This is a genomic window from Micromonospora sp. CA-248260, from assembly GCF_050942205.1.
Classification (GTDB): domain Bacteria; phylum Actinomycetota; class Actinomycetes; order Mycobacteriales; family Micromonosporaceae; genus Micromonospora; species Micromonospora antibiotica.
Window position 1 is genome coordinate 557086 of the sequence record NZ_CP192021.1, and the last position, 15203, is coordinate 572288.

At 73.4% G+C, this 15203-nt stretch carries 16 protein-coding genes; 10 read left to right on the forward strand and 6 right to left on the reverse strand.

Features of this window, described 5'->3' with window-relative positions; translation table 11 throughout:
• The first annotated feature begins 14 nt into the window (after positions 1-14).
• Complete coding sequence (locus ACQP2H_RS02660; protein WP_208565612.1) at positions 15-266, forward strand: hypothetical protein; 252 nt, start codon at positions 15-17, stop codon at positions 264-266.
• A 62-nt stretch (positions 267-328) separates the two neighbouring features.
• On the opposite strand, the gene ACQP2H_RS02665 is transcribed toward ACQP2H_RS02660, so the two are convergent.
• Positions 329-2791: a helicase-associated domain-containing protein gene (locus ACQP2H_RS02665; RefSeq protein ID WP_433230838.1), complete on the reverse strand. Its 2463-nt coding sequence runs from the start codon at positions 2789-2791 to the stop codon at positions 329-331.
• A gap of 84 nt (positions 2792-2875) precedes the next feature.
• On the opposite strand from ACQP2H_RS02665, the gene ACQP2H_RS02670 reads away from it, so the two are divergent.
• Both ACQP2H_RS02670 and ACQP2H_RS02675 read left to right on the forward strand, forming a co-directional pair.
• The gene (locus ACQP2H_RS02670; RefSeq protein WP_219466109.1) at positions 2876-3499 is read left to right on the forward strand and encodes an HAD family hydrolase; all 624 of its coding nucleotides are present in this window, start codon (positions 2876-2878) and stop codon (positions 3497-3499) included.
• 29 nt (positions 3500-3528) lie between these two features.
• Positions 3529-3915, forward strand: coding sequence for a cold-shock protein (locus ACQP2H_RS02675; protein WP_204925856.1), 387 nt, complete (start codon positions 3529-3531; stop codon positions 3913-3915).
• On the opposite strand, the gene ACQP2H_RS02680 is transcribed toward ACQP2H_RS02675, so the two are convergent.
• Positions 3876-4853, reverse strand: coding sequence for a 1,4-dihydroxy-6-naphthoate synthase (locus tag ACQP2H_RS02680; RefSeq protein ID WP_433230842.1), 978 nt, complete (start codon positions 4851-4853; stop codon positions 3876-3878). The two genes, ACQP2H_RS02675 and ACQP2H_RS02680, sit on opposite strands and share 40 nt — an antisense overlap.
• 318 nt (positions 4854-5171) lie before the next feature.
• Positions 5172-5378, reverse strand: a complete 207-nt coding sequence (locus tag ACQP2H_RS02685) for a hypothetical protein (RefSeq protein ID WP_357533153.1) — start codon at positions 5376-5378, stop codon at positions 5172-5174.
• Positions 5379-5745: 367 nt separating this feature from the next.
• On the opposite strand from ACQP2H_RS02685, the gene ACQP2H_RS02690 reads away from it, so the two are divergent.
• Entirely contained in the window at positions 5746-6738 is a 993-nt protein-coding gene (locus ACQP2H_RS02690; protein WP_357533155.1) for a GNAT family N-acetyltransferase, read from the forward strand.
• Between the two features lie 16 nt (positions 6739-6754).
• Here ACQP2H_RS02690 and ACQP2H_RS02695 read toward each other — a convergent pair whose 3' ends face one another.
• Together ACQP2H_RS02695 and ACQP2H_RS02700 are read right to left on the reverse strand one after the other, a co-directional pair.
• Positions 6755-7405, reverse strand: a complete 651-nt coding sequence (locus ACQP2H_RS02695; protein WP_357533157.1) for a futalosine hydrolase — start codon at positions 7403-7405, stop codon at positions 6755-6757.
• Complete coding sequence (locus ACQP2H_RS02700) at positions 7402-9144, reverse strand: MFS transporter (protein ID WP_433230847.1); 1743 nt, start codon at positions 9142-9144, stop codon at positions 7402-7404. The genes ACQP2H_RS02695 and ACQP2H_RS02700 overlap by 4 nt, the downstream gene beginning before the upstream one ends.
• Before the next feature lie 86 nt (positions 9145-9230).
• On the opposite strand from ACQP2H_RS02700, the gene ACQP2H_RS02705 reads away from it, so the two are divergent.
• Entirely contained in the window at positions 9231-10052 is an 822-nt protein-coding gene (locus tag ACQP2H_RS02705) for a DUF3027 domain-containing protein (protein ID WP_208565619.1), read from the forward strand.
• A 91-nt stretch (positions 10053-10143) separates the two neighbouring features.
• Here ACQP2H_RS02705 and ACQP2H_RS02710 read toward each other — a convergent pair whose 3' ends face one another.
• Complete coding sequence (locus ACQP2H_RS02710; protein WP_208565620.1) at positions 10144-10401, reverse strand: DUF2530 domain-containing protein; 258 nt, start codon at positions 10399-10401, stop codon at positions 10144-10146.
• 89 nt (positions 10402-10490) lie between these two features.
• Here ACQP2H_RS02710 and ACQP2H_RS02715 point away from each other — a divergent pair, with 89 nt between their 5' ends.
• The 5 genes from ACQP2H_RS02715 to thpR all read left to right on the forward strand — a co-directional run bounded on the left by ACQP2H_RS02715 (position 10491) and on the right by thpR (position 15094).
• Positions 10491-11969, forward strand: a complete 1479-nt coding sequence (locus tag ACQP2H_RS02715; protein ID WP_433230850.1) for an NCS2 family permease — start codon at positions 10491-10493, stop codon at positions 11967-11969.
• Positions 11970-12094: 125 nt separating this feature from the next.
• Positions 12095-12544, forward strand: coding sequence for a MarR family winged helix-turn-helix transcriptional regulator (locus tag ACQP2H_RS02720; RefSeq protein ID WP_208565622.1), 450 nt, complete (start codon positions 12095-12097; stop codon positions 12542-12544).
• Between the two features lie 66 nt (positions 12545-12610).
• Positions 12611-13915 carry an MFS transporter gene (locus ACQP2H_RS02725; protein WP_219466125.1) on the forward strand — a complete coding sequence of 435 codons (1305 nt, stop codon included), beginning with the start codon at positions 12611-12613 and terminating at the stop codon, positions 13913-13915.
• 79 nt (positions 13916-13994) lie between these two features.
• Positions 13995-14510 (forward strand): hypothetical protein, encoded by a 516-nt coding sequence (locus tag ACQP2H_RS02730; RefSeq protein WP_219466130.1) that lies wholly within the window; start codon positions 13995-13997, stop codon positions 14508-14510.
• Positions 14507-15094, forward strand: a complete 588-nt coding sequence (gene thpR, locus ACQP2H_RS02735) for an RNA 2',3'-cyclic phosphodiesterase (protein WP_219466136.1) — start codon at positions 14507-14509, stop codon at positions 15092-15094. The genes ACQP2H_RS02730 and thpR overlap by 4 nt, the downstream gene beginning before the upstream one ends.
• Positions 15095-15203 lie beyond the last annotated feature (109 nt).

The window sequence follows — 15203 nt, forward strand, 5'->3', positions numbered from 1 at the left end:
GTGGGAGGGCTGGGATGACCGTCGATCACGAGATGATCGCCGAGGACGCGTCGAACGGCGACCGGGTGACACCGACCGACGAGGTCTCCACGGCCACCATGGTCGGGTACGCCGTCGCCGGGATCGCCGTCGTCGGCTGGTTCCTCTTCGGCTGGTTGGTGCAACGGCAGGGCTTCATCGACTCGGTCGGTGAGGCCGCCGGCACCGGCTTCGCCCTGCTGCTCATCGTCTCCGTCGTCGGCACCGTACGCCGCAGCCGCCGCTGAGCGTCGGCAGTGACCGTCGCGCCGCACGTCGGCCACGGGTGACGAGGGTGCCGGGGTGCCGGTCAGTCCTCCCGCACCGCCGCGGTGATCCGGTGCAGGGCGAAGGTGTGCAGCATCTCGGTCCGCTCGTCCTCGGCACGCAGGTAACCCGCGCCGATCGACACCGGCCGCAGCAGCCGGGACAGCGTCGCCCCGTGCGCGTCGACGTAACCGACCCAGACCAGCGCCTTGTCCCGGACCGCCTGCTGGAGCACCGCCAGGGCCTCGGCGTGACCGTGCGCGGGTAGCGGACCGGCCGCAGCCCGGCCCGCGCCACCCCGGACCACCGCCGGGGCCCGCCGGGCCGCCCGCGCCGCCGCCTCACCCCGCCGGATCTGCTCCACCACACCGAGCAGCCGGGGCAGCGCCAACCGGGGCGTGGCCAGCGGGTCCACCGCCCGGCCGGTCGGCACCCGGGCCGGGGCCCGCCGGACCCGGGGACGGGCCAGCACCATCGTGCCGCTGGCGTCCTCCGGCACCGGGGCGTACCCGGCGTCACGCAGTGCGGTCAGCATCCGCCCCACCTGGTAGGACGTGCACAGCACCGTCGGGGCCAGCCGGCGGAACGCCAACGGCGTCAACCGCCGGTCGGCCAGCACCTCCGCCAGCAGCGCCTCGTCGTCACTGCGCACGTACCCACCGGCGGAGCCGACCCGCAACCCGCCGTGCTGCCGGGCCACGTCGTCCACCAGGTAGGTCAACCCCTGCGGGATCGGGGTACGCGACCGGCGGCGGAACAGTTCGTGCAGGTCGTCGGCGGTGTAACCGGCGTCAAGGGCCCGCCGGACACTGGCCGTGGTGACCCGGTGCACGCTGGCCCCACCCGCCGACTCCGGCTCGGTCACCGCCTCCAGCTCACCGGCCAACGTCGGGTCCGGTGGGCCGGGCACCACCACGCTCAGGTCGGCCTGCACCAGGAAATGGTCGACCGGGGCGGGGAGCAGGGCGTCCAACGCCCGCACCGTGCCCGAGGGGTCACCGCTCTCGGTGTCGGTGCGCAACCCCAGCGGGTCGTCCCCGCCCCGCTCGTCGGGCTCCGTGACGCTCGCGAGCAGCAGCCGCCCGTACGAGGTGAGCGCACCGAGGCCGGTCACCCCGAGCCGGGCCGCCTCGGTCAGCACCTCCCGGTGTGCGGCCTCCCGCCCCCTGCTGCGCCGGGGTGCCCGCCAGTCGAGCAGCGCCAGCACCTCATCGACGGTGGGGGCGGTACCCGGTTCCAGGTCGGCCAGCACCCCGAGCACCGCCCGGCGGGCGGCCGGCGCACCGGCCCGTTCCGCCTCGGCGGAGAGCACACTGATCGGCCGGTCCCGGTCGTCGCGCTGCCCCACCAGGCCGGCCTGCCGGCTCATCGTCAACCAACCCCGGGCCAACTGCTCCCAGCGGTGGGCCAGCGACATCGCCCGCCACACCTCGTACGCCCCGGTGGGCAGCACCTGCTGCTCTCCGCCGTAGCGGCTGGCGGCGGCGGGCAGGTCCAGCTCACCGAGGAGACCGGCCGCGTACGCAACCTCGACCAGGAGCGCGGTCGTCGACTCGTCCAGGGCCACCGCACGGGCCAGCCGGCGCAGGTCGCGGACCCCGACCCCGCCGGAGCGCAGCACCGGGGCCGGCTCGCCGGTCAGCTCCTCCAGCAGCGCCTCGGTGTGCCGTACCACCTCCATGGTCTGCCCGACCCCGGCGGAGTCGGCGGCCTTCGGTTCGCGGGGTGGTGCGTCGACCGGGGGTGGGCTGGTCCGCAGCGGCCCGAGCGGGCCGGTGTCGCGGCGCAGCAGCAACCCCACCTCGCGGGGCAGCTCGACCGTCCCGGCGGAGACCGCCACCAGCAGCCGCGCCTCGACCAGCCAACGCACCGGCGACCCGGTCGGGGCACCGCCGTTGGTGGGGTCGGGCGGCAGGTCGGCCTCCGCGCCGAGCGCCGGGGCCTGGAGTGAGCCCGGCGGCACGCTGCCGACGGGCGGGCCGGCGGCGAGCCGGTCCAGGATCGCCCGCGCCGACGGGGGCGCGGCGAGCAGCGTCCGGCGCAGCTTCGCGGCGTCCGCACACAGCGCCGCCGCCCGCGGGTCCAGCTCGTCGGCCGGTCGCCCCAGCCCCGCCGGGTACGGGGCGAGCTCGTCCACGCTGCCGGCGACCCGCAGCGCCTGCTCCGGGCCGTACAGCAGGAACCGGGCGCGGAGCCGGTCGAGCGCACTGCGGACGGTGGTCGAGGCGGGTGGGTGCGGCCCGGCGGTGGCCATGGCGAGCACCGCCTCGGTGGAGCTGGTGCCGTCCGAGGGGTGCCGGGTGAGCCGGGCGGCGTCGAGGATCTGGAGGGTGAACTGGTCCAGCCCGTCGAGCGCGCGGGCGACCGACACCCGCGACTCGGCCCGCAGGGCGAGCGCGGAGACGTCGGCCGGCACCGGTACGACGAGGTCGGGGCGCAGCTGGAGCAGCGCGGCGAGCGCCTCGTCGGGCAGCGCGCGCAACTGGTCGGCGAGTGAGGTGGTCATCGTCGTTCCACGCTAGCCCGCAGGCGGGCGATTGCGCCCCCCGGACGTCCGGCTCGGACTGACCTGTCCGGGTACCTTCGCAGAATGTCCGCGCTGATGGTCGGTTTCGACCTCGACATGACCCTGATCGACTCCCGCCCCGGCATCGCCGCCGCCTACCGGGCGCTCACCGCCCGCACCGGTGTGCCGGTCGACGCCGAACTGGCGGTCTCCCGGCTCGGTCCGCCGCTGCGCACCGAACTCGCCCACTGGTTCCCGACCGAGCGGATCGAGGAGGCGGTGGTCCTCTACCGGGAGCTGTACCCGGCGTACGCGATCGCCCCGTCGGTGCCGATGCCCGGCGCCCGGGAGGCGGTCGACGCGGTGCACGCACACGGCGGCCGGGTGATGGTCGTCACCTCCAAGATCGGCCGGTTGGCCCGGCTGCACCTGGACCACCTCGGGCTGGCGGTCGACGAGTTGGCCGGGGACCTGTTCGCCGAGCAGAAGGCGACGTCGTTGCGGGAGCACGGTGCCGCGCTCTACGTCGGTGACCACGTGGCGGACATGGTGGCGGCCGGGGCGGCCGGTATCCCGGGGGTGGCGGTGGCGACCGGCCCGTGCCCGGCGGACGACCTGCGGGCCGCCGGAGCGCAGCTGGTCCTCGACGACCTCACCGGATTCCCGGCGGCGCTCGACCGGATCATCGGGCTAGCCTTGGAGCAGTAGTCGTATCGAGTGAAGCAGGGGTTTCCAAGGTGCCGACGGGTCGAGTGAAGTGGTATGACGCGGCCAAGGGATACGGGTTCGTCACCAGCGACGAGGGTGGCGACGTGTTCCTGCCGAAGGGCGCGCTGCCGGCGGGTGTCACCGACCTCAAGGGCGGTCAACGGGTCGACTTCAGCGTGGTGGACAGCCGGCGTGGCGCCCAGGCGATGGGGGTCAAGCTGCTGGACGCCCCGCCGTCCATGGCGGAGCTGCGCCGCCGGCCGGCCGAGGAGTTGCACGGTCTGGTCGAGGACATGATCAAGGTGCTGGAGGCGAAGGTGCAGCCGGACCTGCGCCGGGGCCGCTTCCCCGACCGCAAGACCGCGCAGAAGATCGCTCAGCTGGTCCACGCGGTGGCCAGCGAGTTGGAGGTCTGAGGCACCAGCCCGGCGTCGGCGGCCCGGCCCAGCAGCGCCTCCACGGCGGCGAACCCCGCGTCCCCCAGGTCGGCGGTGAACTCGTTGACGTAGAGGCCGATGTGCCGGTCCACCACGTCGGGCTCCATCTCCTGCGCGTGCGCGAGCACGTACCCCCGGCTGGCCGACGGGTCGGCCCACGCCTGGCGTACCGACTCCCGGATCCAGTCGGCGGCGGCCACCGGGTCGACCGTGCCCTTGCGGGCCAGGATCGCCCCGAGCGGGATGGGTAGGCCGGTGTCGGCCTCCCACCATTCACCCAGGTCCACCAGCGCGGTCAACCCGTGCCGGTGGTAGGTGAACCGGGCCTCGTGGATCACCAGGCCGGCGTCGTAGCGGCCGGCTGCCACGCCCGGCATGATCTCGTGGAACGGCACGATCTCGATCCGGGCCGGTGGCTGTCCCGCCGACCAGAGCCGGAACAGCAGGTACGCGGTGGTCCGGTCACCCGGCACCGCCACCGTGGCCCCGCTCAGGTCGACCCGGTCCGCCCGCCCCGCCCCGCCGGCTGCGCTGGCCGGCCGGGTGGCCGTGCTGGCGGGCCCGGTTGCCGTGCTGGCGTCGGTGGTGGCCCCGCCTGCGGTGGTGGTGCCGTCGGTGGTGGTGCCGTCGGTGGTGGCGTCCTGAGCTTCGGTGCCACGGGTGAGTACGAGGGGGCCGCAGCCCCGGCCGAGCGCACCGCCGCAGGGCAGCAGGTGGTAGTCGTCGAGCAGCCAGGGCAGCGCCGCGTAGCTGACCTTCACCAGGTCGAAGGCCCCCCGTTCGGCGGCGGTGTTGGTGACGTCGACGTCGGCGAAGGTCACCTCGACCGGCGGCGCACCCGGCACCCGGCCGTGCACCAGCGCGTCGAAGACGAAGGTGTCGTTGGGGCAGGGGGAGATCGCCAGGGAGAGCGCCACGCCCCCACGGTAGCGCCGCTGCGGCATCCGCCCCGCCATCCCCCGATGTGACGCCCACCCCGCCCACCCCCGGCGGCCGTTCTGGCCGGTGGGCCCGTTCTGGCCGTGCGCGGGCCCGTTCTGGCCGGCGGGCCGTTCTGGCCGTGCGGTGGGCCCGTTCTGGCCGGTGGGCTGTTCTGGCCGGGTCGTTCTGGCCCGGTGGGTCTCACCCGCTCGGGAGGACCTGCGTCCGGCTCGTGATCCCACCAGGCCCGGGCGGGGCGGGGCGGGGCGACGAGTACTACGTGTGCGCCCTTTCGAGCTGATGACGCCATCGAGTCAGCGCGGGCCGAGCGGCAGCGGGGTCAGCCTGGGGTCGAGCGGCAGCGGGGTCAGCGTGGGGCGGGGCGGTGGCGGGGTCAGCGTGGGGTAGGGCGGTGGCGGGGTCAGCGTGGGGTAGGGCGGTGGCGGGGTGAGGGTGTGGCGGAGTGGTGGCGGGGTCAGCGTGGGGCGGAGCGCCGGGCGCGGAGGTGACGCGTACCCCACCCTGGCCGAGGCGTGGTGGTTTGACCTTTTCTCGGTATGCCCGGGGCCGCGCTACCCGGCCGGACACCGGTGTCGAGACCATGGCGGGCTGACGACCCGGGGCATGAGCCGGAAGCGGCCCGGGACTCCCTCACCGGTCTCAAGACCCATCCGTCTTTCAAGACTTATCTATCTTTCAAGACCTATCCGTCACCGACGTCTTTGGTCGGTATGCCTGGATAGACCAATCCGTGAATCGCTGACGTCATCAGCTCTAAAGGACGCGAGCTTGCTACCTTGTCCCCAGCTCCACCGGTTTTCCACAGGGTTGTCCACAGTCGGAGATGAGGTTGTTGAAGCCGAGGCGTAGCACCGGGAGCATGGTGGTGTGACGACGGAGGAGGCCCTGCCGGCCGATCTGGGCCGGACGGTGCGGGCGCTGCGCCGGGAGGCCGACCTGAGCCAGCGGGAGCTGGCCCGGCGTTCGGGGGTGCCCCAGGCGACCATCGCCCGGATCGAGTCCGGCAGTGCGGCCGATCCACGGTTCCACACGGTCGAGCGACTGGTGCGGGCCGTCGGTGGCACCCTGACGATCTCACTGCCCACCACCTCACTGCCCACCACCTCACCTCCCGCGCCGACCGACGCCCCGCCCCCGACGGACGCCCCGCCCCCGACCGACGGCCCGCCCCCGCCCGCAGCCCTGCCCCCGATCACCGCCACGTCGACCGTCCAGGCGCCGACCGCCGGGGTGACCTGTTCGCTGCCGCCGGTGCCGCACGACGACCTACGGGACACCGCCGGTCGGCGCTATCCGGCCCACCTCGACGTCTGGCCGGTGCGGGAGCCGAAGGACTGGCCGGGTGCCTGGTGGGCGGACTGGTACAACCTGCCGCCCCCGCTGTGGCCGCTGCGGTTGCCGCCGGCGGCGTATGAACGGAACCGGGGTTACCGGGACCGGAGGCGGGCGGCGGAGCGGGTCCGTCGGGACGCAACGGTCCGCTGGGTGATCGGCGACGGCCGGCCCTCGACGGCCTGGCGGTTTGTGGCCGAACTGCCCGACGGCACCCTGCTGGGGGAGTTGCGTGCCCACGAGCGTGATCCGCAGCTGATCTACGGCGACGACCTGGACTGGCCGCGCGAGCTGGTGCTCGACGGGGTGTTGGTCGCGGCCGGGCACCGTCGGATCGGCATCGGTGGCCGGCTGGTGGCGGCCATGGCGCAGCGGATGGAGGACATGGGCATCGGCCTGGTCCACACGGTGGTCGAGGACCAGTTCAGCAGCTCTTTCCTGGCATCCTGCGGTTTCCGGGTGGCCGCCGGTCGCCCGCTCGCCATGTCCCTGCGACGCCCGGTCGGCCCGGCACCCCGACCGCCGTAGCACCCGTCCGCATCTGTCAGGACAGCGCGCGGGCAGCCTGGCTCAGGGCGGTGAACGCCTCGCGCATCCGCCAGCCGTCGCGGTCCCGGGGACCGATCGGATTGGAGACGGTACGCAGCTCGACGAAGGGGAGGCCGGCCTGCGCGGCGGCGACCGCCACCGCGTACCCCTCCATGGCCTCGGCCACCGCGTCGGGGTGCCGGTCGGCCAGGGCGGTGGTGCTCGCGGCGGTGCCGGTGACCGTGCTGACCGTGAGCACCGCCCCGACGACGGCCGTCGGGAGGGCGGCGCGTAGCGCGCCCAGCAGCGCCGGGTCGGTGTCGATGGTGGGGCCGCCACCGAGCAGTTCCGGGGGCATCCCCAGCTCGTCGACGGGGATGAAGCCGGTCGGGGACTCGGCCCCGAGGTCCGCGGCGACGCTGCGGGAGGCGAGCACCGTTGCGCCGACCGGGGCCCGGCCGGCGAAGCCCCCGGCGATCCCCGCGCTGACCACCGCCCGGTACGGACGACCGGCAGCCTCGGCCAGAGCCAGCAGGCGGGCCGTGGCGGCGCCGGCCACGGCCGGTCCCACGCCGATCGTCCGGACCGTCACCGTCGGGTCGGCCAGCCCGGCCCGGACGGCCTCCGCCTCGGCCGGTACGGCGGTCAACACCAGCAGACCCGTCACGACACCGACCCCGGCGACTGCCGTGGCTGGTCGTCGACACCGCTGCCCGGGACCGCCGAGGACGGCCGGTAGATGTGGTAGCCCGGCGGGGCCAACCCGTCGTCGTGCCGTCCGGCCGCCCCGCTCGGGGCCGGTGAGGTCGGTGCGGCCCGGGCCGCCGCCTCGGTCGCCTCGTCGTCGGCGCTGTCGGCCGGACGATCGCCGGCCATATCGACCCGCGTGCCGGCGGAACGACCGGCAGCGGCGTCGGTGGAGCCGGCGGCAGGACCGGGCGGGTCGGTCACCCCGGAAGCCGGGTCGGTCGTCCGCGCGGCAGTGGTGTCGGCCCGGTCCTGGGCGGCCAACTCCTCGTCGGTCAACGGTCGGCCCAGCAGCCGCTCGGCGCGCAGCCGGCCCGCGACGACGATTCCCCGCGCAGCGGCGAGGACGCCCACCCCGGCGGCGACCGCGATGCCGATGCGGCCCTCGAACGGGACGAGGCCGAGCCCACCACCGGCGACGAAGGCGAGCATCAGGGCGGTCTCGGAGTGGGCGAAGGAGCTGGCCCGCAACCGTTCGGGAATGCGTTCCTGGATCGAGGCGTCGACGGCGAGCTTGGCGATGCCGCTGGACAGGGCTGCGACCAGGCAGAACAGCGCCACCATCGGCAGGGAGAACTTCAGCACGGTCAGGATGCCCACCCCGGCCACGATGATCATCGTGCTGGACTGGATCGCCGCCGGTCGGTGGATCCGCAGCCGGGTGCCGACCGCGGTGGCCAGGAAGCCGCCGATCGCCAGCGCCCCGCCGATGATGCCCAGCGCCGCCTGGTCGCTGAGCCGGCGGCCGAAGAGGTCGTTGGTCAGGTCCCCCTTCTTGAGCGCGAACGCCAGGAAGAGCAGCAGGAAACCGTAGAGCGCGCGGACCCCCGCCGCGCCGATCAGGGTGGCGATCACCAGTCGACCCGCCGGCCGCCCCCGGCCCAACGGGCGGTCCCCCTTGCGGCGCAGCGCCCGCAGTGGTCGGGGCACCCGCTCCGGTGGCTCGGAGTCCGCCCGGGGCGGCAACCGCAACGCGATCACCATGCCGACCAGGAAGATCACCGAGGCGACCCGGAGTGGCCACTGCGGCCCGAACCAGAACGCCGCCAACCCCAGCGGGGCCACCAACGCCCCGGCCACCGTGCCGTAGACACTGGCCCGCGCCCCCACCTGGGACAGTCCGAGCCCCTCCGGCAGCAGTCGGGGCACGGCGGCGGACCGGGCCACCCCGTACGCCCGGGACAGCGCCAGCACCCCGAACGCGGCGGGATAGAGCCCGAGGCTGCCGATGTAGTCCGAGATCAGCCAGGCCAGGAAGGCCCGGCCGAGCATGGTGGTGGCCAGCGCGTACCGCCGGCCGTGCCGGAAGTGGTCGAGCAGGGGGCCGACCACGGGTGCCAGCATCGCGAACGGCACCATCGTGACCAGCAGGTAGAGCGCCACCTTGCTGCGTGCCTCACCGAGCGGGACGTCGAAGAAGATGGTCCCGGCCAGGCCGATGGCGATCAACGTGTCCCCGGCACAGGAGACGGCGTGCAGGTCGAAGAGGCGGACCATGCCGGTCTCTCCGCCGGCACCCTTCGCGCGGGCCGAACCGGCCCGTCGGGTCATCCAGCGTCCGCCGTTGACCGAGCCGCGCAGCAGCAGGCGGGTGGCGCGGATGCCGGTGCCGACGGTCCGTCCCAGTACGGACCGCCCGGAGCGGGAGAACAGCGGCATGTGCACCATCCTCGCCCATCTGATCCAGGTGTGCCGCACCACGGGGGAAGACTCACTCGGGGAGTGCCTGTCGGTGCGTGCCGCGCATGGGGAACAATGGTCGGGTGACCAGGCCCGCTCCCGCTCGTGCCGCCCGCCTCGACCAGGTCTGCGCCGCCGCCGTCGAGGTGGCCCGCGACGCGATCACCGAGGTGGAGCCCGCCGACATCGGCGACCACCTGCGGGCTGTCGCCGAAGGTGACCGGGTGGTCACCCATTATTTCGAATGCCTGCTCGGTGGTTACCGGGGTTGGCGCTGGGCGGTGACCGTCACCCGGGTCCCCCGCAGCCGGCAGGTCACTGTCTGTGAGACGGTGCTGCTGCCCGGCTCGGACGCGTTGCTCGCGCCCGGTTGGCTGCCGTGGCAGGAACGCCTCCAGCCGGGTGACCTCGGCCCGGGTGACCTGCTCCTCACTCCGTCGGACGACGACCGGCTCGCCCCCGGCTACCTGCTCTCCGACGACCCGGCGGTCGAGGAGACCTCCTGGGAGTTGGGTCTCGGCCGGCCCCGGGTGCTGTCCCGCGAGGGCCGGGCCGAGGCGGCCCAGCGCTGGTACGACGGCGACCACGGCCCGTCCGCCCCGATCTCCACCGCTGCCCCCGCCTCGGCCCGCTGCGGCACCTGTGGCTTCTATCTGCCGCTGGCCGGTGCGCTGCGGCAGGCGTTCGGGGCCTGCGGCAACTTCTACGCCCCCGACGACGGTCGGGTGGTCAGCGCCGAGCACGGTTGCGGCGCGCACTCGGAGACCCTGGTGGAGACCGCCGAGCCGGCGGTCGACGAGCTTCCGACGGTGTACGACGACAGCGCGGTCGAGTCGATGACGGTGGACGGGGCATCCGACCCGGCGGAGGAGTCCGAGCCGGTGTAGCCGTCCGGCCGGTCCTGGCTGCGGGGCCGGTCCGCCGGCAGGCGGGCTCGGCGTGGGCGTGACGCCCCGGACGCCCGGTGTGCGGGGCGGGTCAGTCCTGCCGGGCGGATGCCCGACGGCGACGACGGTGGGCGTCGTGCCGCATCATCGTGGCCAGACCGGGAAAGCCCCACAGGAACCCGGCCAGGCAGGTCCAGAGCCAGTCCTGGTGGCCGTGTTCGGTGAGCCAGCCACGGAAGAAGACCAGCATCAGCAGGCCCACCACCGCCCAGGCGATCAACCCGGCCACCGCGAACGGGACCATCGGCGGGTCGAGTGGCTCGGGTCGTGGTGGTTGCTCCTGCGGCACGGGCAGAAGCGTACCGCGAAGCATCTTCCCGGCCCGCCGCTGATCTGGGACGATGCGCGCGACAACGGTAGATCACCTGCGAGGACCTGATGGCCATAGCGCCGCCGGACAACGGCATTCCTTCTGATCCCGCCCATCCCCGGAACGGTTTCGACCGTTTCTTCGAGATCTCCGCCCGTGGCTCGACGATGAGCCGCGAGGTACGGGGTGGTCTGGCGACCTTCTTCACGATGGCGTACATCGTGGTGCTGAACCCGCTGATCCTGGGCGGAGCCGCCGACGGTGACGGCAGGAAGCTGTCGATTCCCGCCCTGGCCGCGGCGACCGCGCTGGTGGCCGGCCTGATGACGATCCTGATGGGGGTCGTCGGGCGGTTCCCGATGGCGCTGGCCGCCGGTCTGGGGGTGAACGCGCTCGTCGCGTTCGAGATCGCCCCGCAGATGACCTGGGCGGACGCGATGGGGCTGGTGGTGATCGAGGGTGTGCTCATCGCGATCCTCGTGCTCACCGGCCTGCGTACGGCGGTGTTCCGCTCGGTCCCGACGCAGCTCAAGACCGCGATCGGGGTGGGCATCGGGCTGTTCCTGACCATCATCGGGCTGGTCGACGCCGGTTTCGTCAGGCGGGTGCCGGACGCGGCGAACACCACAGTGCCGGTGGGGCTCGGCATCAACGGCAAGATCGTCAGCTGGCCGATGCTGGTCTTCGTGGTCGGCCTGCTGGTGACGCTGGTGCTGGTGGTGCGGCGGGTGCGCGGCGCGATCCTGATCGGCATCCTGGCCTCGACCGCGCTGGCGATCATCGTGGAGGCGGTCGCCAAGGTGGGGCCGTCCTTCGTCGACGGCAAGCCCAACCCGCACGGCTGGTCGTTGAACGTGCCGAAGCTGCCCGAGCGGATCGTGGACATCCCCGACCTGTCGCTGCTGGGCAACTTCAACGTGCTGGGCTCGTGGAGCCGGGCCGGCTGGTTGATCCCGCTGATGTTCGTCTTCACCCTGTTGATCACGGACTTCTTCGACACGATGGGCACGATGGTCGCGATCGGCCAGGAGGGGGACATGCTCGACGAGCAGGGCACCCCGCCCCGGGCGAAGGAGATCCTGCTGGTCGACTCGATCGCCGCGGCGGCGGGTGGCGCGGCGAGCGTCTCCAGCAACACGTCGTACATCGAGAGTGCCTCGGGGGTCGCGGAGGGTGCCCGGACCGGGGTGGCCAACCTGGTCGCCGGTGGGCTGTTTCTGCTGGCGATGTTCCTGTCGCCGCTGTCCACGGTGATCCCGTTCGAGGCGGCCTCGACGGCGCTGGTGGTGGTCGGCTTCCTGATGATGACCGCGGTGCGGACCATCGACTGGACCGACTACGAGATCGCCATCCCGGCGTTCCTCACCATCACCCTGATGCCCTTCACCTATTCGATCTCCAACGGCATCGGGGCGGGCATCATCAGCTACGTGCTGCTCAAGCTGGCGAAGGGCAGGGCGCGGGAGATCCATCCGCTGCTCTACGCGGTGGCGGTGCTGTTCGTGCTGTACTTCCTGCGCGGGCCGATCGAGTCCGCGCTGGCGTAGCGCCACCCGTCGGTCTGTGGGCCGGGCGACCCGTCAGGTTGCCCGGCCCGCAGCGGCGGTATTCCCCTCGTGAGCATGGTCATATCGGATGTCGTTAGCCAGGCTCATTAGTTAGGCTAACGACTGTGACGGAGCGGACGGTGACGGCAAACCGCGTGCCACCGGCGCAGCTGGCACCCCAGTTGCGTGATGCGATCACCCGACTCAACCGGCGGGTCCGGCAGGCCCGCCCGGTCGGCGACCTGACGGTCACCCAGCTCTCCGCGCTCACCAGCCTCCGGCTGGCGGGCGCGCTGACGCCCCGGGAGCTGGCCGACGTCGAACGGGTCCAGCCACCGACGATGAGCAAGATCGTCGCGAAGCTGGAGGAGCGCGGCCTGGTGCAGCGCACCCCCCACCCGACCGACGGCCGGCAGGTCATCCTGGCGGCCACCGAGTCAGGCCGGGCCGTGCTCGACCAGTTCGAGCGGGCCCGCGACGAGTGGCTTGCCAGCCGGCTGGCCGCGCTCGCGGAGGACGAACGCGACACGCTACGGCGGGCCGCCGAGATCCTCCAGCAGCTCGCCCGCGCCTGACGCCCCACCGGGTCCGCGCCGTCCGCCGTCGATGACGCGTACGCGACCCGAGGAGGCGCACCAAGAGTGCAGGCGAAGCTGAGCACGATGTTCCAGTCCCTACGAGTCCGCAACTACCGACTCTTCGCCACCGGACAGCTGGTCAAACTGATCGGCGTCTGGATGATGTTCATCGCCCAGGACTGGCTCGTCCTTGAGCTTTCGGACAACTCCGCCACCGCGCTCGGCGTGGTGACCGCCCTGCAGTTCACCCCGGTGCTGCTGCTCACCCTGCTCTCCGGCCGGCTCGCCGACCGCTACGACAAGCGGATGCTGCTCTTCGTCGCCAACGCCTTCTGGACGGTGCTGGCGCTGGGGATGAGCCTGCTGGTGCTCACCGGCCTGGTCGAGCTGTGGCACGTCTTCGCGTTCGCCGCCCTGCTCGGCACCGCCAACGCGGTGGAGACCCCGGTCCGGCAGGCGTTCGTCAGCGAACTCGTCGGCACCACCCTGCTGCCCAACGCGCTCTCCCTCAACGCGGCGGTGTTCAACTCGGCCCGGATCATCGGCCCCGCCGTCGCCGGCCTGGCCATCGCCGCGTTCGACGTCGGCCCGGTCTTCCTGTTCACCGCCGTCAGCTCCGTCGCGCCGTTGGCCAACGTGGTCCGGATGCGCCCGGCCGAGCTGTACCGCAAGGACCTGCTCCCGATCGGCGAACGGGACTCGGCAAAGATCATCGACGGGTTGCGCTACGTCCGGCAACGCCCCGACCTGCTGCTGCCCATGGTGGTCATGTCGGTGATCGGGATGTCGCTGTTCAACTTCCAGCTCACCCTCGCCGCACTGGCCAAGACGGTCTTCCACACCGGGGCCGCCTCGTTCGGCCTGTTCAGCACCGCGCTGGCGGTCGGCGCGCTGGTCGGGGCGCTCGCCGGCACCGGACGGCGCAGCCGCCCGTCGGTATGGCTGGTGCTCGGTGCGGCCGTCGGCTGCGCGGTCTTCGGCACCCTGGTCGGCCTCGCCCCGGCGTACTGGCTGGTGGTGACCCTGCTCATGCCGACCGGCTTCTTCATGGTCTTCTTCGCCCAGGCGGCCAACCAGCGGGTGCAGCTCGGCACCGACGCGGCCTTCCGGGGCCGGGTGATGGCGCTGTGGGTGCTGGTGTTCCTCGGCACCAACCCGGTCGGCGCACCGATCATCGGCTGGGTCGCCGAGACCTTCGGCGCCGGCGCGAGCATCTGGATGGGTGGACTCATCTCGCTGGCCACCGCCCTGCTCGCGCTCACCTGGCAACTGCGGCGCTCCGGGGCCCGACTGCGCTTCCGGGTGCTGCCGATGCCCCGCTTCTACGTGGTGTCCCGCCCCCGCCTGCTCACCCCCAGCGGGCGGTGAGCGGTGGGGCGGACACGCAGAGCGTGCAGATAGCAACAAAGCGGTGGCGCGCGGCCCCGCCGGGCCCTAGCGTCGAGGTGTGGCAGGCGGGAGCGCGCTGACGCTGATACTGGCTATCCTCGCCGTGGCCTGCCTGCCGGTGGCCTTCGCCCTGCTCTTCTGCCTCGACGAGATCGCCGACCGGGTGGCCTGCGGCTGGGCCGAGTGGCGGGAACGCCGCCGGGAACGCCGCACCATCGCCCGCCTCGACCGGGCCCTCGCCGCCGACCCGGCCACCCGCGACATCGACCTGACCGAGCTGGACCGGGCCGACCGCCGCCCCCTCGAACTCCTCGCCGCCGACCTGCGCCGCCTGGGCCAGCACCGGCTCGCCGCCGGCGGTCGCTCGGTGGTCTGGCACAGCTCGGTCATCGAGGCGTACGACGACCGGCTCCGCGCCGCCTGCCGGGCACTGGAGATCCCCGAGCACCTGGCCGAGCTGACCGGGGTCGACCGGGAGATCGAACGGGTCCGGGTCGAGGGCGTGCTGGCCGCGGCGGGGCTCACGCTGCCGACCACACCCGCCGACCGCCGCCCCCGTGACCGGCGGGCGTGAGACTCTTCGTCGCGGTCCACCCGCCACCGTCCGCCGTCGCCGACCTCACCGCCCGGGTGTCCCGGCTGCGGGTCGGCACAGCCGGTGCCGCCGGCCTCGACGTACGCCTGGCGCAGCCGGCACACCTGCACGTCACGCTGGCCTTCCTCGGTGAGGTCGAGCCCGGCCGGCTGCCCGAGGTGGCAGGTGCCCTCGGCGCGGCCGCCGAAGCCGCCCGCGCCGGCTGGACGCACCCACCCCTGTTACGGCTGGGCGGCGGGGGCCTGTTCGGGCAGGGCCGGTCCACCGTGCTGTGGGTGGACGTGCGGGGTGAGGTGACCGCGCTGCGGACGCTGGCCGGGCTGATCCGGGCCGAGCTGGACCGGGCCGGCCTGCCGTACGACGGGAAGCCGTTCCGTCCACACCTGACGGTGGCGCGGCCCGGTGACCGGCTCGACCCGTCCGAGGTGGACGCCGACCGGCTCGCCCTCGACGCCCACCTCGGTCCGCGATGGCCGGCCGATGAGCTGGTGCTGGTGCACAGCCGCCCCGGCCCCCACCACACCCCCCTCGCCACCTGGCCGCTCCGCCCCGCCCCCTGCTGATCATGACGATCGGGGCCGGGCCCGGCGGGCGACGGTTCCGTGACGGCGACGCGAAGGGGGGTGCAGTGGCGGTGTCCGAGGCGCTCGGATGCCGCTGTTTGGTCCCCGT

Bases quoted from the DNA above. Each gene is read 5' to 3' on its own strand.
- ACQP2H_RS02700 (WP_433230847.1), bottom strand. From the start codon at position 9,144: ATGCCGCTGTTCTCCCGCTCCGGGCGGTCCGTACTGGGACGGACCGTC.
- ACQP2H_RS02665 (WP_433230838.1), bottom strand. From the start codon at position 2,791: ATGACCACCTCACTCGCCGACCAGTTGCGCGCGCTGCCCGACGAGGCG.
- ACQP2H_RS02660 (WP_208565612.1), top strand. From the start codon at position 15: ATGACCGTCGATCACGAGATGATCGCCGAGGACGCGTCGAACGGCGAC.
- ACQP2H_RS02670 (WP_219466109.1), top strand. From the start codon at position 2,876: ATGTCCGCGCTGATGGTCGGTTTCGACCTCGACATGACCCTGATCGAC.
- ACQP2H_RS02705 (WP_208565619.1), top strand. From the start codon at position 9,231: ATGGGGAACAATGGTCGGGTGACCAGGCCCGCTCCCGCTCGTGCCGCC.
- ACQP2H_RS02715 (WP_433230850.1), top strand. From the start codon at position 10,491: ATGGCCATAGCGCCGCCGGACAACGGCATTCCTTCTGATCCCGCCCAT.